The organism is Streptomyces sp. NPDC058741 (assembly GCF_042746715.1).
GTDB lineage: Bacteria > Actinomycetota > Actinomycetes > Streptomycetales > Streptomycetaceae > Streptomyces.
The window spans coordinates 42,083-63,044 of the sequence record NZ_JBHYQH010000040.1; the positions used below are offsets into that span (position 1 = coordinate 42,083).

Annotated in this window: 19 protein-coding genes and 1 pseudogene; 11 read left to right on the plus strand and 9 right to left on the minus strand. The window is 72.9% G+C overall.

The features are described 5' to 3' along the window. Window positions 1-119: 119 nt before the first annotated feature. Window positions 120-1,373 (plus strand): NAD(P)/FAD-dependent oxidoreductase, encoded by a 1,254-nt coding sequence (locus tag ACFW6P_RS26005; protein ID WP_386357953.1) that lies wholly within the window; start codon window positions 120-122, stop codon window positions 1,371-1,373. Window positions 1,374-1,468: 95 nt separating this feature from the next. Further along, on the plus strand, window positions 1,469-1,879 hold the full coding sequence (locus ACFW6P_RS26010) for an ATP-binding protein (RefSeq protein WP_386357951.1): 411 nt from the start codon (window positions 1,469-1,471) through the stop codon (window positions 1,877-1,879). Between the two features lie 189 nt (window positions 1,880-2,068). On the opposite strand, the gene ACFW6P_RS26015 is transcribed toward ACFW6P_RS26010, so the two are convergent. The 3 genes from ACFW6P_RS26015 to ACFW6P_RS26025 form a co-directional block, all read right to left on the minus strand. Then, window positions 2,069-2,728, minus strand: coding sequence for an SDR family NAD(P)-dependent oxidoreductase (locus ACFW6P_RS26015; RefSeq protein ID WP_386357949.1), 660 nt, complete (start codon window positions 2,726-2,728; stop codon window positions 2,069-2,071). Beyond that, the gene (locus ACFW6P_RS26020) at window positions 2,725-3,531 is read right to left on the minus strand and encodes a YqjF family protein (protein ID WP_386357947.1); all 807 of its coding nucleotides are present in this window, start codon (window positions 3,529-3,531) and stop codon (window positions 2,725-2,727) included. The genes ACFW6P_RS26015 and ACFW6P_RS26020 overlap by 4 nt, the downstream gene beginning before the upstream one ends. Window positions 3,532-3,764: 233 nt before the next feature. After that, on the minus strand, window positions 3,765-5,108 hold the full coding sequence (locus ACFW6P_RS26025) for a glycosyltransferase (RefSeq protein ID WP_386424965.1): 1,344 nt from the start codon (window positions 5,106-5,108) through the stop codon (window positions 3,765-3,767). Between the two features lie 290 nt (window positions 5,109-5,398). Here ACFW6P_RS26025 and ACFW6P_RS26030 point away from each other — a divergent pair, with 290 nt between their 5' ends. The 3 genes and pseudogenes from ACFW6P_RS26030 to ACFW6P_RS26040 form a co-directional block, all read left to right on the plus strand. Continuing rightward, entirely contained in the window at window positions 5,399-7,465 is a 2,067-nt protein-coding gene (locus ACFW6P_RS26030) for a glycosyltransferase family 4 protein (RefSeq protein ID WP_386424968.1), read from the plus strand. A 188-nt stretch (window positions 7,466-7,653) separates the two neighbouring features. Beyond that, on the plus strand, window positions 7,654-7,911 hold the full coding sequence (locus ACFW6P_RS26035; RefSeq protein WP_386357943.1) for a WhiB family transcriptional regulator: 258 nt from the start codon (window positions 7,654-7,656) through the stop codon (window positions 7,909-7,911). Between the two features lie 516 nt (window positions 7,912-8,427). Continuing rightward, a pseudogene (locus ACFW6P_RS26040) lies at window positions 8,428-8,913 on the plus strand (hypothetical protein); the annotation flags it as partial. A 9-nt stretch (window positions 8,914-8,922) separates the two neighbouring features. On the opposite strand, the gene ACFW6P_RS26045 reads toward ACFW6P_RS26040, so the two are convergent. The 4 genes from ACFW6P_RS26045 to ACFW6P_RS26060 are packed head-to-tail and all read right to left on the minus strand — an operon-like array spanning window position 8,923 to window position 11,642. After that, entirely contained in the window at window positions 8,923-10,140 is a 1,218-nt protein-coding gene (locus ACFW6P_RS26045) for an NAD(P)/FAD-dependent oxidoreductase (RefSeq protein ID WP_386424971.1), read from the minus strand. Then, window positions 10,133-10,306, minus strand: a complete 174-nt coding sequence (locus tag ACFW6P_RS26050; protein WP_386357941.1) for a rubredoxin — start codon at window positions 10,304-10,306, stop codon at window positions 10,133-10,135. Before ACFW6P_RS26050 ends, ACFW6P_RS26045 begins: the two co-directional genes overlap by 8 nt. Beyond that, window positions 10,303-10,467, minus strand: coding sequence for a rubredoxin (locus ACFW6P_RS26055; RefSeq protein ID WP_386357939.1), 165 nt, complete (start codon window positions 10,465-10,467; stop codon window positions 10,303-10,305). The genes ACFW6P_RS26050 and ACFW6P_RS26055 overlap by 4 nt, the downstream gene beginning before the upstream one ends. After that, window positions 10,464-11,642: an alkane 1-monooxygenase gene (locus tag ACFW6P_RS26060; protein ID WP_386357937.1), complete on the minus strand. Its 1,179-nt coding sequence runs from the start codon at window positions 11,640-11,642 to the stop codon at window positions 10,464-10,466. Before ACFW6P_RS26060 ends, ACFW6P_RS26055 begins: the two co-directional genes overlap by 4 nt. A 113-nt stretch (window positions 11,643-11,755) precedes the next feature. Between ACFW6P_RS26060 and ACFW6P_RS26065 the strand changes: the two genes are divergently transcribed. From ACFW6P_RS26065 to ACFW6P_RS26085, 5 genes are all read left to right on the plus strand, one after another. Continuing rightward, window positions 11,756-12,346 (plus strand): TetR family transcriptional regulator, encoded by a 591-nt coding sequence (locus tag ACFW6P_RS26065; protein WP_386357935.1) that lies wholly within the window; start codon window positions 11,756-11,758, stop codon window positions 12,344-12,346. A gap of 522 nt (window positions 12,347-12,868) precedes the next feature. Beyond that, window positions 12,869-14,275 (plus strand): M20/M25/M40 family metallo-hydrolase, encoded by a 1,407-nt coding sequence (locus ACFW6P_RS26070; protein ID WP_386424974.1) that lies wholly within the window; start codon window positions 12,869-12,871, stop codon window positions 14,273-14,275. 344 nt (window positions 14,276-14,619) lie between these two features. Further along, the gene (locus ACFW6P_RS26075; RefSeq protein WP_386424976.1) at window positions 14,620-15,669 is read left to right on the plus strand and encodes an aminotransferase class V-fold PLP-dependent enzyme; all 1,050 of its coding nucleotides are present in this window, start codon (window positions 14,620-14,622) and stop codon (window positions 15,667-15,669) included. Between the two features lie 205 nt (window positions 15,670-15,874). Beyond that, window positions 15,875-18,397 carry a hypothetical protein gene (locus tag ACFW6P_RS26080; RefSeq protein ID WP_386424978.1) on the plus strand — a complete coding sequence of 841 codons (2,523 nt, stop codon included), beginning with the start codon at window positions 15,875-15,877 and terminating at the stop codon, window positions 18,395-18,397. After that, window positions 18,394-19,800: a leucyl aminopeptidase gene (locus ACFW6P_RS26085; protein ID WP_386357929.1), complete on the plus strand. Its 1,407-nt coding sequence runs from the start codon at window positions 18,394-18,396 to the stop codon at window positions 19,798-19,800. Before ACFW6P_RS26080 ends, ACFW6P_RS26085 begins: the two co-directional genes overlap by 4 nt. A 125-nt stretch (window positions 19,801-19,925) precedes the next feature. Here ACFW6P_RS26085 and ACFW6P_RS26090 read toward each other — a convergent pair whose 3' ends face one another. Together ACFW6P_RS26090 and ACFW6P_RS26095 are read right to left on the minus strand one after the other, a co-directional pair. After that, window positions 19,926-20,123, minus strand: a complete 198-nt coding sequence (locus ACFW6P_RS26090; protein ID WP_386357928.1) for a hypothetical protein — start codon at window positions 20,121-20,123, stop codon at window positions 19,926-19,928. Window positions 20,124-20,429: 306 nt separating this feature from the next. Continuing rightward, window positions 20,430-20,648 (minus strand): hypothetical protein, encoded by a 219-nt coding sequence (locus ACFW6P_RS26095; RefSeq protein ID WP_386357926.1) that lies wholly within the window; start codon window positions 20,646-20,648, stop codon window positions 20,430-20,432. On the opposite strand from ACFW6P_RS26095, the gene ACFW6P_RS26100 reads away from it, so the two are divergent. Next, window positions 20,590-20,913, plus strand: coding sequence for a DUF397 domain-containing protein (locus ACFW6P_RS26100; RefSeq protein ID WP_386357924.1), 324 nt, complete (start codon window positions 20,590-20,592; stop codon window positions 20,911-20,913). The two genes, ACFW6P_RS26095 and ACFW6P_RS26100, sit on opposite strands and share 59 nt — an antisense overlap. Window positions 20,914-20,962: the final 49 nt, after the last annotated feature.

Here is a 20,962-nt window from a genome sequence, read left to right on the forward strand (position 1 = left end):
GTTTCGCCCGCCGGAGCGGTGGAGGATGCGGCCGGGGGCCGTTCGTCCCCCGTTCGGGTGGCCCCGCATCCGTGGCGGCCGGCTGCGGGGAAACAACCCGGAGGCCAGGTGCGAGAGAGGTGGTGGCCGTCGTGGGCGCGGGCGCGGGCACGGACGTCGTCGTGGTGGGTGCCGGGGTGGCGGGGCTCGCGTGTGCGCGGGACCTGGCCGTCGCCGGACTCGGTGTCACGGTGCTGGAGGCCGGGGACGCGGTGGGCGGGCGGATGCGGACCGACCGCGTGGACGGCTTCACGGTGGACCGCGGGTTCCAGGTCGTCAACCCGGCCTATCCGCAGCTGCGCCGCCGTCTGCCCGCCCGGTTCCTCGAACCGCGCGCCTTCCTGCCGGGCGTCCTGGTGCACACCGGCGACCGGCCCGTGCTGCTGGCCGACCCGCGGCGCCGCCCCGACACGGTGGCCTCGCTGCTGTCCGGGCGGCTCGCCCGGCCGCGCGACGTGGCCGCGCTGGCCGTGCTCGGCGCCCGCGACGGCCTGGGCCCGGCCCGCGCGCTCAAGCACGCGCCGGAGCACACCACGCGCACCGCCCTGGCCGAGGCCGGTTTCTCCGACGGGTTCGTGGAGGGCTTCTTCCGGCCGTTCGTGTCCGGTGTCTTCCTCGAGGACGCGCTGGAGACCTCCAGCCGGGTGTTCCACCTGGTGTGGCGGAGCATGCTCCGCGGCTCCCTGTGCCTGCCCGCCCTCGGCGTGCAGTCCGTGCCGCGCGCCCTGGCCGCCGCGCTGCCCGACGGCACGGTACAGCTCGGCACGCCGGTCGAACGGCTCGCCGGGCGGGGTGTGATCACGGCGGACGGGGCGGAGATCGAGGCACGGGCCGTCGTCGTCGCGACCGGCGCCGACGCGGCCACGACGCTGCTGCCCGGCCTCGGCGTGCCCGCGCACCGCACGGTCACCACCTACTACCACGTCGCGCCGCGCTCCCCGATCGGCCGGCCCGTCCTGCTGGTCGACACCCGCCGCCGCGTCCTGAACACCTGCGTGCTCAGCGACGTCGCCCCCGAGTACGCCCCGCGGGGCGGCGCGCTCGTCGCCACCTCGGTGCTCGGCGGGGACGACGGGTCCGTGCGGACGGCCGTGACCGGGGCCCTGTCCGAGATGTACGGCACCGACGCCACCGCCTGGGACCTGCTGACCGTGCGCACGGTCCACGGCGCGCTGCCCGCCATGCCGCCGCCCTGGCCGCTGACCCGGCCCTGCCGCACGGCACCCGGCCGGTACGTCTGCGGGGACCACCGCGCTACGGGGTCGGTCCAGGGCGCGCTCGCCTCCGGAGCACGGGCGGCCCGGGAGGTGCTGCGGGACCTCGCCGGAGGCTGAGGCACGGGGAGGAGGCACGCGGGTGGCCAAAATGTTCCCCCAGGACTCATCCATCGGCCCCGCGGCACCGGAACACCCAGGGGAGGCGATGGCCTATGAACAGTTCCCACGACCGAACCTGGATCCCCGACCGGGCCGACGGGCTGGTCGCGCTGCGGCACGGGCTGCGGCGGCAGCTGGCCGACTGGAGAGCGGACGGGGCGACCGACGACGCGTGCCTGGTGCTGAGCGAACTGTTCTCCAACGCGCACCGCTACGGCACGCCGCCCGTCCGCGTCGCCGTCACCCTGCTGCTCGGCGGGCCGGGGCCGAAGGCGATGCGCGTCGAGGTCTCCGACCGCGGTCCCGGGTTCGACGCGGAGGCCGTGCGCGCCCGGTGGCGGCACCCCTCGTACCGGCTGGCCGAGCGGGGCCGGGGGCTGTACGTCGTGGACACCGTCAGCCTCGCCTGGGGGGACCGGCACAGCAACGTCGGCCACACGGCGTGGGCGGACGTCGCCGTGTGAGCCCGTGTGCCCGGGCGGTGCGGCCGGTGCGGCCGGCTGCGGTGCGTCGTCGGCACGGTCGGAGGGGGACGTGGCCGGCGTGAGGCATGGGACCGGCGTAGGGCGTGAGGTCGGTGTGGGGCGTGTGTCCGCGGGCCGTCCGGCGCGTGGAGCGCAGGCCACACGGTCCGCGGAACGCGCCGTGCGCGCTCACGCCGCCCGGCCGGTGAGCTCCGCGACGACGCGGCCCGCCGCCTCGTCGACCGTCAGTCCGCGCGGCAGGGACGGCGGTTCGCCCACCACCCCGCGCGCGGCGAACCCCGACTCCACGTGCGGCAGCCGGATGTCCAGCACGGTCATGCCGGTGCGCCGGCGCTCGCGACGCACCGCGGTGAGCCAGGCCGCGAGCGCGGACTTGGCCGCCGCGTAGTCGGCCATGCCGGCCGGCGGCGCGTCCACCACCACCCCGGTGACGGCGGCCAGCACACCGGGCGGGGACACCCGGTTCAGCGCGGCGCGCAGGAACGCCAGGGGAGCCAGGGCGTTCACCGTGAACAGGTGCTCGGCGACCGCATCGCTCACCGCGTCGGCCGGTCCGAAGCCCGCGACCCCCACACAGACCACCACGGCGTCGAGTCCACCGAGCGCCTCGGCCGCCCACTCCGGAGCGTCGGCGCAGCGGTCCAGGTCGTAGGCGTCGAACCGGAAGCAGGGCGCGCCCGCGCACGCCTCCGACACGCGGCGCAGCCGCTCGGCGTCGCGCCCCGCGAGGGCGAGCCGGGCGCCGCCCCGGTGCAGCCGGACCGCCAGGGTCGAGCCGATCGCGCCGGAGGCACCGGCCACCAGGACGCGGGAACCCGACAGGTTCATGCCGGGCCTCCTTCCCGCGGCAGCGGCGTGGGAAGCCCGAACCGCACCGGCACGCCGGGGGAGTACAGGACGCTGTCCGGCTGCGCGCGCAGGGGTGAGAGCCCTGCCGCCGTCAGAAGGGACGACATGTCCCAGGAGAGCGGGTCGCAGCGCCGGAAGGTCCATCGGGGGTGGACGTTCGGCCAGTAGTAGGTGCGGCCCCAGCCGCGCTCGTGCAGGCCCCAGCGGGCGGTCAGGAACGTGTCCAGGGGCTCCGGGGTGACCACCTCGTCCTCGATCCGCGCCCACACGTGGCCGCCCGGTCCGTCCGCCGTCCGGCCCCGCGTCCGGTAGAGCAGGCGCCGCCCGTGCCACTGCCGTGTGATGCGGGACCAGCGGTAGGGAAGCCCGAAGCCCGCCCTCGCGGTGAGGACCGGCAGCAGCCGGTCGCAGTCCAGCGAGCGGAACACCACACCGCGCCGCCCGAGCGCGTCCCTGCTGTACAGGCGCACGTTGACCTCGTTGAACGCGCCGACCCAGGGCAGCGGCGGCCCGGACGCGACGGCCAGGTTCTCCATGCGGAAGAACACCAGCCCCACGTAGGCACGTCCGCGGAACAGGTCCGGCGCGCATCCCGGCGGCAGCAGGCGGGCGACGTCGAACGGGTCGGCCTCCCAGTGCAGGAACACCAGGTCACGCCAGAACTGCCGGAACAGCACGTGCCGCAGGGGGCGCGGCGGCACGGGGCTGAGTGCCTCGGCCTCCTCGGTCCACCTCCGCGGGGCCCGCCCCGTAGCCCGTCGCGCGTGTTGCCGCTCACCCATCCGTGTCCTCCTCGACGCGCGCTCGCACTCCGTACTCCGGCCTGGTCCTGGTCCTGGTCCGCCCGGTCCTCGTCCTCATCCTCGCCTTCGCCTTCGTGTCCGTCTCCGTCTTCGTCTTCGTCCCGTCAGGGTTTTCGGTCCGGGACCGCCTCGTGGTTGCACCGACGACGGAGACGGCCGCAGCACGCCCGGCGCCCCCGGAGAGACCGGGGGCGATCAGCGCCGCCGCGCGATCAGCAGGGACGGGGCGGCCCCGCCTCCATGGCGGCCACCAGGCGCTCGGCCGCCCACGAGGGACCGTATCCGCGCAGGTCGCGTGCCATACGGCGGGCACGTCTGCCCACGGGGCCCGCCAGGACCGCCGCGAGCGCGTCCGGCACGTCCGGCGGTCGCAGCGCGTTGGGATCGCGGACCACACCGACCCCGGCCCGCTCCGCGTCCCTCGCCACGGCGAACTGGTCGCTGGACATCGGCAGGACCAGGGCCGGCACCCCGGCCCGCAGGCACTCGGTGAAGGAGTTGCCGCCGCCGTGGTGGACCATGGCGTCCACGTGCGGCAGCAGCTGCCGCTGCGGAACCGCCGGCACCACCACGGCACGGCTCCCCGCGAGGTCCGCGAGCGCGTCCGCCCGGGCGCCCGCTGCCACCACGACGGCCGTGTCGTCCGTGCCGTCCAGCAGCCCCGACAGCACCGTGCGCAGTACGTCGTCGCGGGCCGACAGGAAGGTCCCGAGGGCCACGAGCACCACCCGGTCGGCCCGCTCGCGCAGGCCCTTCAGGCGGCGTGTCCAGTCGGGGGCCGGCGGTTCGTCCGGTCCCACCATGTGCCCGGCGAACAGGTGGGCGGGCCCCTCGGCCCGTTCCGGCAGCCACGGCAGGGCGGGATAGGAGTAGACGACGGCGTGCGCGGAGGTCAGCGCGAAGGCCCGGCCCGGATCCGGGGCCGGCGGCACCCGGTCGCGGGCGAAGGCGGCGAACAGCTCGGTGAAGGCCCGGTCGTTGTCCCGCACGGCGGCGCTCAGTGCGGTCAGCCGGGACGGGTCCGGGCGCACCGCCTCCGGCCAGTCGTGGGGCAGGCCGAAGAAGGCGTCGGGGCCGGAGAGCACGTAGCCGGGATGCCCGGGGCAGTACGAGGCGTAGGGCACGCCCAGGCAGTGCAGGGCGAGGGTGGCCGCGTAGGCGAGCTGGTCCACGACGTACCAGTCCGGCCGCAGCCGCCGGTCGACCGCCCGCAGGTCCTCGTACACGCCCTCCGGATCGGCGAGCATGTCGGCGCGCCGGTGCCGTGCCTGGGTCAGCAGGGTCTCGACGGGGCCGCGGCGGGTGGCCCGGAGGAACTCGGTGAGGCGCTCCGCCTCCCGTGCGGCCTGGTCGGTCCGCTCCGCCACGCCGGTGTTGGCGTTGCGGGTGACCGTCAGCGGCACGAACCGGACCCCGGCGCGGTCGGCCAGCGGCTCGAACGCCGGAGCGCACGCGAAGAACACCTCGGCACCGCGGGCGGCCAGCGCCCCCGCCAGAGCGGACAGGGGAGTGGCGTGGGAGTGGAACGGCGGGCTGACGACGACGATGCGGGGCATGTGTCTTGTTCACCAGGTGGGGTGCGGATGGATGCGGGAGACTCGACGGAGAGGGGGCGGCCGGGCGGCGGGCACGCCGGGTTCGTGACGTGGGTCGGGGCCCGTCACGTCGGCGGGCCACTGTCCGTGCCGCCACGGTCCGTGCCGCCACGGTCCGTGCCGGGGAACCCCGGACCGGCCGGGGCGCCCGTGCGTCGGGTACCCGCTGCGCGGGTCCGTTACCGCCCGGTGCATCCGGGCCGGGAAGGACGGGCGAAACAGACACGTACCGTCCGCACCGAGGAGGCTCCGTGTCCGTCGCCGCACCCGTTCCCGCCCCGCCGCCGCTTCCGGGCGTCGGTCCGGCGCAGCCCGGCGACGAGTGGGATCCGCTGGTCGCGGCCAGGACCGCGTTCTTCACCAGGGCGGGGGCACCGGCGTCCCAGAGAAGCGGAGCGGACCCGGCCCCGGGTCTTCCCGGTGCGCTCACCTGCCTGCTGGACGCCGAGTACGGCCCGCTGCCCCGCCTGCTGCCGCCGGGGAGCTCCGGGCCCCCCGCCCGTGAGGACGCGGCGGTCGCCTCGCTGCGCCGGGCCTGCCGGCTGGACGTCCCGCTGACGCCCGACGCCCTGCTCGCGCACGGCGAGGGCGGGCCGTTCCTGGCCGCCGTGCTCACCGAGACGTGGCCGGCGACGGTACGCCGGCACGGGCCCGCCTGGGCCGAGGAGGCCCTGCGGGACCGGCTGCTGGACGGCGGGGCCGGAGCGGAGCGCACCGAGCTGCTGCTGGACCTCGCCGAGGCGGCGGGCCTGCGACCACTCGGCGCGGCCGAGGCCGCGGACATCGCGGCACGGTCCGGCCGGACGGCCCGTCACGCCCTGTGGCGCTACCTGCACGGGCTGCCCGAGGGCCCCGCCCACCTGCCCCCGGCGTCCGAGGCACGGGACGTCCACGAGCGCCTGCTGCTCGCCCCGCTGCCCCCGGCGGCCGCCACCGGATGGCCGGACGACGGCCTCGTGGTGGCCCAGACGATGCTGCTGGGACAGCTGGACCGGCCCGGCGAGGGCGCGAGCGGTGGACTGTCCGTACTGCTCGGCGGCCTCGGTGACGCCCTCACCGGCACCGAGGAGGTCGGGGTCGTGGTCACCGTCGTCCTCGCCGGCCGGGACGACCTCGACCGCGACCGCCGTCTGCTCGTCCGACGCCGGGGCGGCCACTGGCTGCTGCGGCTGCCGGTCGACGCGCCCGCCGCGCCGTCGCAGCACGCGATGCCCGCCCACCGTGCGTCCCTCGCCTGGTGGGCCACCCGGCTGCTCGGGTCCCTCCCGCGCGCCTGCGACGTGGTGCACGTGCGCTACGCCGACGACGGCAGCCTGGCTCTCGCGGAGTCGGCCGCGCGGCTCGGCGCCCGCCTCGTCTTCACCGCCACGCCCGACCCCCACCGCCGCCTCGCCGAGACGCACGCCGAGACCGGCGCGGACGACAGCGGGGGCACCGAGGCACTCCGCGCCGACCTGCACCGGATCTTCCTCGCGGACCGACTCGTCGAACGCGCCGACACCGTGATCGGCATACCCGACGGATCGGGCACGGGGCAGCTGCTCCGCCACTTCCCCGCGCTCACCCACCGCTACGGCCCCGAGGGCCCGCCCGCACCCCCTGAGGGCATCGCCCCCTACGAACCCGCCAAGGACGAGCAGGACAGGCGGCACGCGCTGCTGGAGTCCCTGTTCGCGGGCGGCGACCGCCCCGACGCGCTCGACCCGGCCGACCGTGACCTGCCGTTGCTGCTGTGCGTCGGGCGCCTGCACCCGGTCAAGCAGCAGGAGCTGCTGCTGCGCACCTGGCTGACCGCGGACCTGTGGCGGCGCGCGACCCTCGTCATGGTGGGAGGCGCGACACGGCATCCGACTCCGGACGAGCACCGCGTGCGCGCCGTGCTCGCCGCCCTCGTCACCGGGCGCACGCAGGCGGCACGGCGCCTGGCGCTCCTGCCCGCCCTGCCCAACGACCGGGTACGCCGCCTGGAGCGGGCCCTCGCCGATCCGGGCCACGGCGTGCGCGCCTGGTACGTGTGCCCGAGCGCCAAGGAGGAGTTCGGCATCGCCGTGCTGGAGGCCATGGAGGCCGGGCTGCCGGCCGCCGGCCCGCAGCGCGGCGGGGTGAGCCACTACCTCCGCGACGGGGTCAACGGCGTACTGCTCGACACCGGCTCCGCCTCCGGCCTGTCCCGCGGCCTGCACCGGCTGCTGTCCCTGCCCGAGAGCCGGCGCGGGCAACTGGCACGCGCCGGGCAGGAGACCGTGGCCGCCCGCTACTCCGTCGCACCCATGGCCCAGGCCCTGGCCGGGGTGTACCGCGACGCCGGACGCACGTGACGCCGACGGCGGGGCCGCGGCCCGGCCGACGGCGTCAGGCGCTGATCGACCGTGTCCCACATATCCGTAAAGACTGCCTATAGTAACCCGGTCGTGTCGGGCATTAGCATGACGTTCACCTCTGCCGGGTCCGCGGCTCGTGCTGCCGCGGGGACACCGACGTACCGGTCGGCTGCTGGAGGTGCGGCATGGCGCGTTCACCCGCGCACTGGAATGGTGACATCGGCTGGCACGCGCAGGCGTTGTGCGTGGGCGAGGATCCCGAGCTGTTCTTCCCCCTGGCGGAGACGGCGGAGGCCACGGCCCCGGCTCGCATGGTGTGCAGACGCTGCCCGGTGCTGCTCGACTGTCGTGACTGGGCGGTCGGGCACGGCGAGACGGACGGCGTCTGGGGCGCCACCACGGCGAGCGAGCGGCGGGCGCTGCGCCGTGCGGTCCTCGACTGACGTTGGTTGCGGTGTCCGCGGTGCCAGCGGGGTCCGCGGTGTGTGCGGTGTCCGCGGCGTCACGTCGACCAGATGACCCTGCCGTGCTGCCTGACGACCACCCTGCCGTCCGCCCCTCGGGGTCCGGGAAGGTTCGGTCCGCGCCGCGGTCGCGGCAGGGCGTGGGGCGACGGTCTTCGGGGACGCGGGCTTCCGGCTTCTCCTTGCTCGGGGACGCGCTCGGGTTCTCGGCGACGTAGTCACCGGGCTCGGCCGGGGCCGGCTCGGGGTTCAGGACCGTGTCGGAGCCGTCCGCGGCCAGGCCCTTGGCGTGGTCGCGGGCCCGTCGTCCCGGGCGCTGCGCAGCGGGCACCTCGTGGAGGTCTCCCGCGCCGACCCCCCGCGCAGGTCTTCGGCGGCACCGCCATCAAGATCTGACACGCCGAGGACCTTCAGCATCGTCTCCAGACGGGAGATGCGCGGCCAATATCCCCCCCGATGTGCCGCCGGAACGCCCCTGGGGCGTTCGAGCCAGACACGTTCGAAACCTTCCAGCGGGCCCTCGGCGGTGTGCTGTTCATCGACGAGGCGAGCAGACTCACCGCGGACAGCGGCAAGGGCGGCCCCGACTTCGGCCGCGAGGCCGTCGACACCCTGCTGAAGCTGATGGAAGGTTCGTGCGGGACCTGGACGGCCGGCCGGTCGACGTGGTGGTCGACCCGGTCGGCGGGGAGGTACGCGCCGCCAGCCTGGACGTGAGGAGCACCGCGACGAGGTGGTGGTCGTCGTCGCCGGCTACGCCGACGAGATGGAGCGCTTCCTCGCCTTCCACCCCGGCCTGTCCTGGCGCTTCCCGCGCGGGGTCGCCCTCGCCGACTGCTCCTCCGAGGAACTGGTCACCATCGCGCGCTCCCCTGCCGCGGCCATGGGCTATGCATGCGGCACCGGCACGCTGCTCATGGAGTACTCCGACGCGCTGCCCCGGGACCGTCCTTCGGCAATACCCGTCTGGCCACCGAGGTGTGCCGGCATTCAGCGGGAGGACGCCACCTGACCGCGCTTCTCCGTCACCTCGTCCGGCCGGGGAGGGCACTGCCGGTCGAGGAGGGTGCGCAGGGAGCGGAAGTCGTGGGGTCTGCCGGCCGCCACGGCTCCCACGGGCTGCCCGCCCGCGGTCGCCAGGGCGGCGAAGTCGAACGTGGCGATGTCGCCCTGCACCGTCAGGGAGTCGGCGTCGGAGAGGTGACCGGCCGTCTGCAGCATGACGCCGTACTGCTCGGTCCACGACCAGGGCACCGCGGTGTACGGCGTCCCGGCGCCGAGCATGTTCCTCGCGACGGCGGCGGCGTGCTGCTGGGCGTGGTTCCACTGCTCGACGCGCACCGGCCGCCCCAGGAGCGGGTCGGGACACCGGGCCACGTCCCCCGCCGCGAAGACGCGCGGATCACTGGTCCTGCCCAGGGCGTCGACGAGGATGCCGTCCTCCACATCGAGGCCCGCCCGGGCCGCCAGGGCGACGTCGGGCCGCATGCCGACGGCCACCAGCACCGTAGGGGCGCTCCAGCTCCTGCCGTCCCGGGCGGTGGCGACGAGCACGCCGTCTCGGGGGGTGAGGCCGGTGAGCTCCACCCCGGTGTGCACCCGCGTCCCACGGGCCCGGTGCAGCTCCAGGACGGCGCGGCGCAGGCGGGCGGGCAGCACCCGGCGCAGGGGTTCTTCTCCGGATTCCAGCACGGTGACGTCGAGTCCCGCCGACCGGGCGCCCGCCGCGACCTCCAGGCCGACCAGACCCGCGCCGACGACCAGCAGCGGGCCGCCGGACACCAGGTCGGCGCGGAGCGCGGGCACGTCGTCGAGGCCGCGCAGGGTGTGCACATGGTCGTCCTCGGGTGCGTACGGCAGGGCGCGGGCGCGTCCGCCCGTCGCCAGCAGCAGCCTGTCGTACGGCAGCCGGCTTCCGTCGGCGCAGTCCAGGGCGCCGTCGGCGATGCCGGTGACCTTCGTGCCGGTGAGCAGTTCGATGTCCAGCTCCCGCCAGGCCGCCGGCGGCCTCAGGCGGAGCCGCTCCGGTGCCGGGGCCCGCTTGAGGAACTCCTTGGACAGCGGCGGACGCCGGTACGGGGGATGGGGTTCCTCGCCGACCAGGACGACACGGCCGTCGAAGCCCTCCTCGCGCAGGGTGAGCGCGGCGGTGGCGCCGGCGATCCCCGTGCCGACCACGGCGATGGTGCGGGGCGCGGTCTCAGGCACGGGAGGCCTCGACCATCTGGAAGTCCGCCTTGGCGGCACCGCAGTCCGGGCAGGACCAGTCGTCCGGGATGTCCTCCCAGCGGGTGCCGGGGGCGATGCCTTCCTCGGGCCAGCCCTGCGCCTCGTCGTAGACGAAACCGCACACCAGGCATTCCCAGACCTTCATGTCAGCTCCTCGAAGTCGATCTTCTCGCGGACCCCGCAGTCCGGGCAGGGCCAGTCGTCGGGCACGTCCGCCCACGCCGTGCCGGCGGGGAACCCCTCGCGCGGCGCACCGGCCCGCTCGTCGTACACGTACGCGCAGACAGGACACCGGTGGCGGCTCATCGGCGGCTCCCGTAGCGGGCGAGGACCTTGTCCCGGGTGCGGGGGTGGATGTTGGCCCGGGTGACGTCGCCGCCGTAGTGGGAGAGGAGCCTGGGGTCCATCACCCGCCGCCACAGCGGCGGCACGACGGCGAGCAGGATCATCCCGGCGTATCCGGTGGGCAGTTGAGGGGACTCCTCGAAGTGGCGCAGGGCCTGGTAGCGGCGGGTGGGGTTGGCGTGGTGGTCGCTGTGCCGCTGCAGGTGGTAGAGGAAGATGTTGGAGGCGATGTCGTCGCTGTTCCAGCTGTGCTGGGGGGTGCAGCGCTCGTAGCGGCCCGAGGGGGTCTTCCGCCGCAGCAGCCCGTAGTGCTCCAGGTAGTTGACGACCTCCAGGAGGCAGAAGCCGATGACCGCCTGGACCGCCAGGTACGGCAGCACCTCCGGCCCGAACACGGCGGTGAGCGCGCCGAAGAGGACCACGGACAACGCCCACGAGCCGAGCACGTCGTTGTGCGGGCTCCACGGGCCCTTCCCCAGCCGGGCGAGCCGCTGCTTCTCCAGGTGCCAGCCGGAGCGGGCGCTGCCGTACACCGAGCGCGGCAGGAACTCCCAGAAGGACTGGCCGAGACGGGAGCTCGCGGGGTCCTCGGGGGTGGCGACCCGCACGTGGTGGCCGCGGTTGTGCTCGATGTAGAAGTGCCCGTAGCAGGTCTGGGCGAGGGCGACTCGGGCCAGTACGCGTTCCAGGTCCTCCTTCTTGTGGCCCAGTTCGTGCGCGGTGTTGATGCCGAAGCCGGCGACGATGCCGAGGGTGACGGTCAGCCCGGCCTTGTCCGCGGCCGACAGACCGCCGTCGGTCCACAGCCGGCAGGCCAGCACCAGCCCGGCGTACTGGAGGGGCAGGAACAGGTAGGTGCACCAGCGGTAGTACCGGTCCGCTTCCAGCCAGGACAGGACGCGGTCGGGCGGATTGTCGGAGTCCTTGCCGACCAGCAGATCCGCCAGCGGGATCACGCCGAAGACGATCGGCGGCAGAAGCCACCAGAAGACACCGCTGCCCGTGGCCGACGCCAGCCCCCACGCCGCGAACGGGAAGGCCGGCAGCACCAGCCCGAGCAACCACAGGTAGCGCTTGCCGTCCCGCCACGTCACCTCCGGGACCGGCACTCCGAGCGGATACGAGGTCCCCGCCATGACCCACCTCCAGGTGATCATTTGACACTCTGCCCCAGAACTGTCCAATAGTGAGACAGTCGTGAGCCGGAACGTCAATAAGTCGGACGTGGCTCGTTAAGATGGATCCCGAGATGACGCGCTACCGAGAGTCCGTCCGCTCCCTGCTCAAGGAACGGATCCTGGACGCCGCCTACGAGCGGGTCGCGGCCGAGGGCTGGGACCGGCTGAAGATGACCCATGTCGCCACCACGGCCGGAGTGAGCCGGCAGACCGTCTACAACGAGTTCGGCTCCAAGGCGGCCATCGGCCAGGCACTGGTCATGCGCGAGGTGGAACGCTTCCTCACCGGCGTCCAGGCCGAGCTCCTCGCGCATCCCGGCGACATGCGGGCCGCCATCACCGCCGGCATCGGGTACACCCTGCGCACGGCCGCCGACAATGCCCTGCTCAAGGCGATCCTGACCAGCAGCCGGGGCGGCGACGAGGGCCTGCTCGCCCATCTGACGACCTCCTCCGAGCCCCTCCTCGACACCGCCATCGGCATGCTCACCGCGTACGCGGTGGAGGCCTGGCCGGACATCGACGCCCACTCCCGTGACCTGGCCGTCGAAGCGGTGGTCCGCCTGACGGTCAGTCACCTCGTCCAGCCGGTCGCCCCGCCCGACGTCTCCGCGGAACGCATCGCGGAGATCACGATGCGGGTGGCGCGAGCGGCGGCTTGAACCGTCGAGGCTCCTTTTGCCTGTCTGAAGGCACCGTGATACCACGGTAGAAAGGCGACAAGCGGTAGTAGGCGAGTGCGGGGAATTCTCGTCAGTCCGCTCGCTCGATGCGGGGAGTTCGACCGGAACGGAGTTCCACGTCGACGCTGTGACTCTTCCCAGGCTTATAGCGAGGTTCCTGCGCGGTGTGCGGAACGTGAACTCCCCGGCCCCGGAACCAAGGGGTCTCACGGCTCGACAAGTGAAACGCAGAGGTCGACACGTGCCACTCGCGGGGCCACCGCACACACAGCATGACGCGGCCGCCCCGGCTGACTGCGCCAGAGCCCTGCCGGACCACACCGTCGTCGGAATCCACGGCAAACCCGAGGATCCACGGCTGGGCACCGACGCCCTGCACCGCCGCACACGAGGCGTGCCACGGGATGTGATCGACAACCGGATCCGAAGCCGGGTTCCCCCGTGAGCCCCGCCGGGCTGGAACACCAGCCGGACAGCTCGCCCTCGTCCCCAGGAGGAACAATGAACTCCCCCAGCACGAGAACGGTCACTGATCTCGCGTCAAAGATCGACACCGGCATGGACGCTCTCGTCCAGCAGTTGACGGAGCTGATCAGGCATCGCTCGATCTCCGCCGATGGCAACGTGTCCAAGGTTCGCGAGACCGCCCAGCACATCACTGCGCTGCTCGCGGATGCTGGAGTCGAGGCCGAGCTCATCGATGTCGGTGACGACGGCAGGCAGCACGCGCCGCTCGTCTACGCGGACCACCGGTGTGCGGATGCCGCCCCGGACACGCCGACGGTCCTGCTGTACGCCCACTACGACGTCCATCCCGCCGACGGCTGGGAGGAGGCGTTCACCCCGGTCGTCGATACGTCAAGCAACCGCCTCTACGGCCGTGGCGCGGCCGATGACAAGGCGGGCATCGTCATGCATCTCGGCGCCATCCGCGCATTCGACGGAACGCCTCCCGTTCACCTCAAGCTTGCGTGGGAAGGGGAGGGGGAGGCCGGGCGCGGCTCGCTGGAAGAACTCGTCCGGGAGCGACCGGACTTGTTCCAGGCGGATGTCGTGATAGTCGCCGACAGCGGTAACGTCCGGCCGGGCGTTCCGACCCTGACCACTTCACTACGCGGATTGGCCACCATGGACGTTACGGTGCGCACCTTGCAGCGCCCGGTCCACAGTGGAACGTGCGGTGGACCCGCTCCAGACGCCTTCACGGCGCTCGTTCGGATGCTCGCGACGCTCCATGCCCCGGACGGGAGCATCGCACCAGAACTCCTGAGCAGGCACGAATGGCAGGGCGCCGAGGTGAGTGAGGAGCAGTTCCGCGACGACGCGCACATCCTGCCGGACGTGCAGCTCACCGGGGCCGGCAGCGTCGCCCAGCGGCTGTATGCCGACCCGGCGATCAATGTCATCGGCTTGGACGGGATTCCGCCGGTCGACCGAGCGCGTCATTCGGTGTGCGACAGGGCCACCGCCAGACTGAGCATCCGGCTGTCTCCTGAGATGAGCTCAGCCTCGGAAACGCTCGGGAAACTGCGTCAGCATCTCGAATCGGTCCGCCCCTGGAACGTCGAAACGACCATTCAAGACCGTGTGGTCTCGGCCGGCTATCAGGCCGACGTGGACAAGAAGACTTTCCAGGACGCCGAGAGCGCCCTGTTGGGAGCGTACTCAGGGATGTCGGAGGTGGCATACACGGGACGGGGTGGTTCCCTGCCCCTGGTTGCCGCGCTTCAGGAAGTGAACCCCGGTGCGGTGATGCTGGTGTGGGGCTGCGAGGAACCGCTCACCGACATCCACGGCGACGGGGAGAACGTCGCCCTGCCGGAACTGCGCAACATGACCCTTGCGGAGGCGACGCTGTTTGATTCCCTGCGTTCGGAGCCGGGTACCGGCGCCGACCGGGTGGCGTGAACCGGCCGTACCCGCCCCGGAGCGTCATGATGTCACCAGCCCGTCATCGGCAAGCTGCCCTGACCGGCATGCCCTCCCCTCTCCCGGCCGGGCACACGCCTGCGTCCTGGCGGACCGGGAGCCGGACCGGCGCTCCCTCCCCGCGGCACTTGGCCTGCGCCGGACGGGAGGGGGCGGCCCTCGGACCGACTGCTTCTGCGGCCTCCGCGCCGCGGGCGGCTGCCGATGGCGGCACCGAGGGTGAACACAGCGGCCCGCACCGCCAGGAGGCTGGAACCGGCCGGGTCAGGCCCTACCTCGACTACGCCGGGTTCGGCCGCTTGCGGCCGCCTGCGGTGGCCGCCATGCGCATCGCCCTGGAAGAGGTACTGCCCTACGGCAGTGCCGAGGTCGGCCGCCTCTTCGGTGCTCGGTCCACCGCCCGTGAGCTGGTGGCGGGCCTTCTCGACTGCGCTGCGGAGGAGATCGCGTTCGTCCCGAACACGTCCACCGGGATTCACCTGGTCGCGGACGGCCTTGACTGGCGCCCGGGCGACCAGGTCGTCCTGTTCGATCGGGACTTCCCGGCCAATGTGCGGCCCTGGCTGCGCCTGCGGCGGCATGGCGTCACCTTCCGCTGGGTGCCCATGCGGGACGGCGGCCACAGGCTGGAGGACGTCGCGGCCGCGATCGGCCCGGCCACCCGGTTGGTCGCTGTCGGTCATGTGAACTTCGCCACCGGCTTCCGCTGCGACCTCGACGGCATCTGCGAACTGGCTGCCGACGTGGGCGCACTGGTCTGCGTGGACGCGGTGCAGAGCCTCGGCGTCGTGCCACTGTCCATGGCGCGCACGCCGGTGGACTTCCTTGCGGCCGGGGCACAGAAGTGGCTGTGCGGACCGCCCGGCACCGGGGTCTTCTACTGCCGCGCCCACCGGCTGGACCTCCTGCGCTCGACCCCTACCGGCTGGTTCGGCTTCGAGGGCGCCGCACAGGTGACCAACGGGCCCGGCCATTTGCGCTACGACCTGCCCGAGCGAGCGGATGTCGGCAGGATCGAGGGTGGTACGTACGACCTGCTGGGGATGGCCGGGCTGGCCGCTGCGCTGGCCGAGTTGGACGCGGTGGGCATCGACACGGTGGCCGCCCGGGTGGGTTCGCTGACGGCGCGCCTTCGGGCCGGTGTCACCGAACTCGGATACCGGCCGGCGACTTCCTCGGACGATGACCTCCAGTCCGGAATCGTGAGTTTCTCCAGCCCGGTGGGCCCGGGAGCCGAGGTGGTGCGGAAATTGGCCGACGCCGGTATCCACGCCTCCACTCCGGATGGCTACATCAGGATCTCACCACATTTCTGGACGACCGGCGAGGAGATCGAAATGTGCCTCCGTGAGCTCGCGGTGCACCAGCGTTGACGAGCCACGGACGTCAGAAAGGAGCTGTCACATGAGTTACGAAACCTGGGAATCCCTGGAGGACGAGGTCGAGATCAGTACGGGTGCCGCGGACTGCTGGACCTGTCTCGTCGACGATGGGGTCTGATCCACCGTGGCGATGTGCCCTGGGGCGACGTTGCCCGCAGGGCACATCGCATGCGTCGATCACAAGGAGGTCATCCGCATGCGCCGATGGGAACTCAGCCACGGAAACGTCGGTGTGAACGCTCCGAGTTGGCTCACGTTCGAGGTCCACCGCCCGTATTTCGACGGCGCCGAATCACCGTCCATGGTCATCCATGCCTGGTCATCCGTGCTGGCCGCCCGGCGATTCGACCAGCGTTCCGCGCGACCGTTGCGATTCGGGATGACCATGCCGGCGAGCTATCGCCATCTGCTCACGGAGGAATCCCGGTTGACGGCCTACCGGGTGTCCGATCCCACCGAGTTGTCCGACGAGTTGGCCTCGCCGACCTGGCGCACGATGTCCGAGGCGTACCGGCGGCATGCCGAGCTGGACCCGGTGGACCGCGTCGGGCTGGCGCACTGGCTGATCGCCGCCTGCCTCCCCGAGGCCGTACTCCGGGTCGTACCGATCGATCTCGACGTCGACTCCTGTCAGGACCCGCACGCGGCCGACCTCCAAGCCGCTCGCGCGGTCGCGCTGTTCGCCGTCGAGGGCCTGTCGCCGCGAACCACCGCCGCGTACACCCCGCTGGTGGAGCGCCCGGCTGTCACCCTCGCCCATGTGCAGGCAGTCGCCGGTTGGGGCTATCTGCTGGCACGCCACGCCGGTGACGTCTCCGCCGTGCCGTTCTTCCTCGGCCGGGCCCGGAAGCTGCTCACGGATCTGGGGCCGGAGCTTTCCTCGTTCCAGCGTGGCGTACTCACGGTACGACTGGCGCTGCGCGAGGTGATGCACGAGGAACGGCAGAGCCGTTTCGCCGACGCCAGGGCGCTGCTTTCCGACGCCCAGGAGACCGTGGCCGGCCTGAGCGCGCCTCACCCGGACGACGCCCTGATCCTGCTGGAGACCCGGCGACGGTTGCTCGACCGGCAGGTGGAGATCGCCGTGCGGCAAGGTGACGACGCGGCCATGCGGCGCGCCGTCGCCGTGGCCCTGGAACTCGACCCGTGGGACGTGAAGGTCCGAATGCAGGCGGCCCAGGCTGACGAACGGGCCGGGGCCTACGAGCACGCCATGGCGGGTTACTTGTACGCCGCACGGCTCGGCCCGTTCGGCACCGCCTTCGCGCTGCTGCGCGCAGCGGACTGTGCCCGCAGGATCGGACACGGTGAGTTCGCCCGGGTCCTGAACGAGCGCGCCTTCCGCGCCGCGCCACGAGCCGGCGCGACCGGGAGCGCCCTGGTGGGCGCCTGCCTGAGCGACGGCGACGAGCCGCTGGCTGCGCTGACCCGGCGGGCTGCCGGCAGCGGCGCCGAACGGCCGCACCACGGCAACTGGCATTACCGGATGTACGGCGCCTACTTCAACCTCGGTGAGTCGGAATCGCCGGGCCTGTACGCCAGGCTGCCGAGCTTCGCCTACGAGTTCGCCAAGCGCGGCGGCCGGCCCGAGACGAACTGGCAGCGGCTCATGCCGCCGGCCTTCCGGAACAACCTGATCCGGGAGTCCGGGCTGACGGAGTTCGCCGTCGACCATCCCGCGGATCTTCCGCGCCGGCTGCGCACCCCGGCCTGGGACCAGCTGTGCGCCTGGGTCGCCGAGTTCTCCGACTTCGACACCGCACGCCGGCACCAGGTCGCCGTGGTCCTCTACCGGCTCGGATTCATCAAGAAGGTGCTGGAGCTGATACCCGCCGTACCGATCGCGCGGCTGAGCACGGCGGCCGAGCTGCGGTTGCACCACTGGCGCGGCACCGTCCGCTACGTCGGCTCGATGGGCAGTGGCCGCGTCGCCGCTCCGGAGGAATCCGCCGTCATCGCCGGGCGTCCGGACTGTCCGACCCATCTGCGCTTCGTCATAGCGGTCTTCATGGTCGTGTTCCACGCGCGTGAGACCAGGTCCTGTGAGGAGGCGGCCGCGTGGCGGGAGCGGGGGGCGCGGGCCCTGGACGAGCTGCTGGCCGAACCCGGCTGGACGACGTTCGAGACAATGATGATGGAGAGCCGCTTTCACCGCAGTGCCAGCTACGTGCCGTTCCTGAAGCGGGATCGCTCCTGGCTGGCCCGAGACATGGACAGGGCCGAGGAGCTGGCCAGAGCCGTACCGGCCGAGGGCGAGTACCAGGAGTTCCTCAAGTGCGAGAACCTGCGCGCCTGCCTGGAAAGCCGCTCCAAGGAGGCTTACGCCTTCGGCGAGGACGAGCGAGGGCACCGGCTTGTGGCGGAGGCACTGTCGCTGGACCCGTACGAGCCGAAGACACATATCGAGCGAGCGGAGAGCCTGCTGGCCCAGGGCCGGCCGGGGGAGGCCGCGGACAGCGCTCTGCGCACGGCCCGGCTCGGCCCGGTGTCCACCGCGCTGGGCTACGCGTCGGCAGCCGAGTGTTTCCGTCGCGATGGGCAGCCGGTGCTCGCCGAGGACTGCTTCCTCCAGGCTCTGCGACTCGACCCGTACGCCATCTCCGCGGCCCGGGGCTGGGCCGAGACGGCGGGGACGGTCGGGGCGGCGGGTCTGGCTCAGGAGTACCTGGCCGGCCTCGATGCCTGGGGAGCGGCCCGGCGGGCCGCTCGGCGGTCATGAGCGTCGAGTGGCGACTGTGCCCGGAAGCGACGGACCGGCCCGATGCCGTGGTGGTCCCCGTCTGGGCCGGGGAGCTTCCGCCGTATCTGCCCACGGCCTTCCTGGCCGCCACCGGTTTCACCGGAGCCGTGGGTGATGTGCTGCAGTTGCCCGGTGAACCGGTCCGTGTGCTGCTCGGCTTCGGCCGGCGCGCGGACCTGGACCGGGCGGCGATCCGGACGGCTGCCGCGCGGGTGGCCCGCGCCGTCGCGTCGTACCGGCGACTCGCGGTGCAGACGCCTGGTCCCGATCTCCGCCCGTTGGTGGAGGGTTACCTGCTCGGCGGCTATCAGTTCGCTCGGTACCGTGGCCGTGCCACCACATCGGCCACGCAGCGGATCAGCCTGCTGACGCGGGACACGGCGGAGGCCCGGCGTGCTCTGGCCGAGGGCCGCCGACTCGGCGGGGCCGTCCGGCTGGCCCGGGACCTGGTCAACGAGCCGGGCGAGGTGATCACCCCGGAAGGCTTCGCCGAGCGGGCCCGCGGGGTCGCCGTGGAAGCGGAGCTGGCGTACGAGGCCTGGGACACCGACCGGATGGCGGTGGAGCGTCTGGGCGGACTGCTCGGGGTCAGCAGGGGCTCGTTGCAGCCGCCCAGGCTCGTGCGGCTGCGCTACCGGCCCGCGAGCTGGAGCCGACGGGTCGCTCTGATCGGCAAAGGGGTCACCTTCGACGCCGGCGGACTGTCCCTCAAGGCCAACGCGCACCTCATGGGCATGAAGGCGGACATGGCCGGCGCAGCCGCCGTACTGGGCGCGATGTCGGTGCTGCCCGCCCTGGGGTGTCCGGTGGCGGTGGACGCGTGGCTGCCGCTCACCGAGAACATGCCGAACGCGGATCCCGTCCGGATCGGGGACGTCCTGACGATGCGTGACGGCACCACGGTGGAGATCTGTCATGCCGACGCGGAGGGTCGACTGATCATGGCCGATGTCCTGGTGTTGGCCGGGGAGTCCTGTCCGGACGCGATCGTCGACATCGCCACCCTGACGGACGCCGCGGCCATTGCGCTCGGCCGCAGGATCGCCGCGGTGATGGGGAACGACCCGGCGCTCGTGGACCGCCTGCTGTCGGCGGGCGACCGGACGGGCGAGCCTCTGTGGCCGCTACCGCTGCCCGACGCCTACCGCGGCCAACTGACGTCCCAGGTCGCCGACCTGGTCAACTACACCGTGGGCAACCGTCACGGCACGTGTCTCCTGGCCGGCCTGTTCCTGCGCGAGTTCGTCCCGCGCGGCACGCCGTGGGCACACCTCGACATCCAGGGCACGGCGCTGTGTGACGCGGACGACGGCGAGTGGGTGGCGGGTGGTACGGGCTTCGGCGTCCGCACCTTGGTGGACCTGCTGGCCTCGGGTGGCTGACCGCGCTTCCCCTCCGGTCCCGCCCGGACACCATTGCGGGCAGGCGGGATGCAGTCGACAAGATCCCTTCGAGAGCGCGGTGTCACGGAACTGGGGCCCGTAGAAGGCCCGCTGGGGCTCACCGATCACCACGGCTTCGAACTCCCGTTGCGTACCTTGGCGGTCTTGCTGGTCCACCACCGGTAGCTCGACCCTCCGGCCGTCCGGAACCCGTCGCGGCGGGGCACGAACACCCCGACCAGCCAACCGTCCTCCAGACCGGGGAGCCGTGGCCGGAAGCCCCAGGAGGCCGCCGCCGCGACCGGGCCTGCGGCGGCGCCCACACCGACCTCCACGGTCAGCCGTGTGGATTCCCCGGGAGCAAGGTCCTGAGGGGGACCCATCGCTTCGCACTCCACGGGCCCTGCCGTCCGCGGCGCAGCCGGCGGCGCGGAGTGCCAGCACGCCGCGGTCACTCCCGGCACCGGCCTTGCCGGCGCACGCACGGCGTGGGCCACGATCGGCTTCGCCGTGATCACTCCGCGGGTTCCGGTGAGCGTATCGCCGGGCCCCGGAGGTCCCGAAGTACCGAGCTGAACGCGGCACCCCGGGCAGCGGGGTGCCGCGTTCGGCTTGCCGGGCGGGCGAGTTCATCCAGTGACCCTCCCCTTACGGCTGCGGGCGTTGACCTCCACGAGCAGGGGGCTCAGCAGCTCGTCCTGGCTCAGCGGCCGGACGTCGCGGGGGTCGGCGTCCCACTCGCGTCCGCCGCCCAGCGGGCGCACCTGGAGGCAGGGGCCCTGGTGACCCATGACCCGGCCGACCCTGTCGCGCACGGTGTCCCGGACGGCCGTGCCGACGCCCGGCACGTGGCGCAGGAGTTCCTACAGCAACTCGGACGGTGGCGAGTGCATCGGGGTCTGCGAGGACTTCCCCGACGTCGTCCCGGTGCGGGACAGCAAGGTCCCCCACGGTCCAGCGCTCGTGTTCCCGGCAAGCGGCTGGGCTCACTTCAGAGCGGCTGTCCGCAAGGGTCGACTAAGTACTGCAACGACACTCCACGTCACGGAGTGTCGTTGCAGTACTAATACTGCAACGACACTCCGTGATGCCCTCTGCGTTGGTAATGACTGATGCGGGCTCGTGCTTGGCTTCTTCTTCGCCATAGTGACCATGCGAGTAC

Coding starts and splice junctions, on each gene's coding strand:
- ACFW6P_RS26020 (WP_386357947.1), bottom strand. CDS start 3,531: ATGGGTGAGCGGCAACACGCGCGACGGGCTACGGGGCGGGCCCCGCGG.
- ACFW6P_RS26055 (WP_386357939.1), bottom strand. CDS start 10,467: ATGAGCCGCCACCGGTGTCCTGTCTGCGCGTACGTGTACGACGAGCGG.
- ACFW6P_RS26070 (WP_386424974.1), top strand. CDS start 12,869: ATGAACTCCCCCAGCACGAGAACGGTCACTGATCTCGCGTCAAAGATC.
- ACFW6P_RS26010 (WP_386357951.1), top strand. CDS start 1,469: ATGAACAGTTCCCACGACCGAACCTGGATCCCCGACCGGGCCGACGGG.
- ACFW6P_RS26050 (WP_386357941.1), bottom strand. CDS start 10,306: ATGAAGGTCTGGGAATGCCTGGTGTGCGGTTTCGTCTACGACGAGGCG.
- ACFW6P_RS26035 (WP_386357943.1), top strand. CDS start 7,654: ATGGCGCGTTCACCCGCGCACTGGAATGGTGACATCGGCTGGCACGCG.
- ACFW6P_RS26025 (WP_386424965.1), bottom strand. CDS start 5,108: ATGCCCCGCATCGTCGTCGTCAGCCCGCCGTTCCACTCCCACGCCACT.
- ACFW6P_RS26080 (WP_386424978.1), top strand. CDS start 15,875: ATGCGCCGATGGGAACTCAGCCACGGAAACGTCGGTGTGAACGCTCCG.
- ACFW6P_RS26015 (WP_386357949.1), bottom strand. CDS start 2,728: ATGAACCTGTCGGGTTCCCGCGTCCTGGTGGCCGGTGCCTCCGGCGCG.
- ACFW6P_RS26065 (WP_386357935.1), top strand. CDS start 11,756: ATGACGCGCTACCGAGAGTCCGTCCGCTCCCTGCTCAAGGAACGGATC.
- ACFW6P_RS26085 (WP_386357929.1), top strand. CDS start 18,394: ATGAGCGTCGAGTGGCGACTGTGCCCGGAAGCGACGGACCGGCCCGAT.
- ACFW6P_RS26060 (WP_386357937.1), bottom strand. CDS start 11,642: ATGGCGGGGACCTCGTATCCGCTCGGAGTGCCGGTCCCGGAGGTGACG.
- ACFW6P_RS26075 (WP_386424976.1), top strand. CDS start 14,620: ATGCGCATCGCCCTGGAAGAGGTACTGCCCTACGGCAGTGCCGAGGTC.
- ACFW6P_RS26100 (WP_386357924.1), top strand. CDS start 20,590: ATGACCCGGCCGACCCTGTCGCGCACGGTGTCCCGGACGGCCGTGCCG.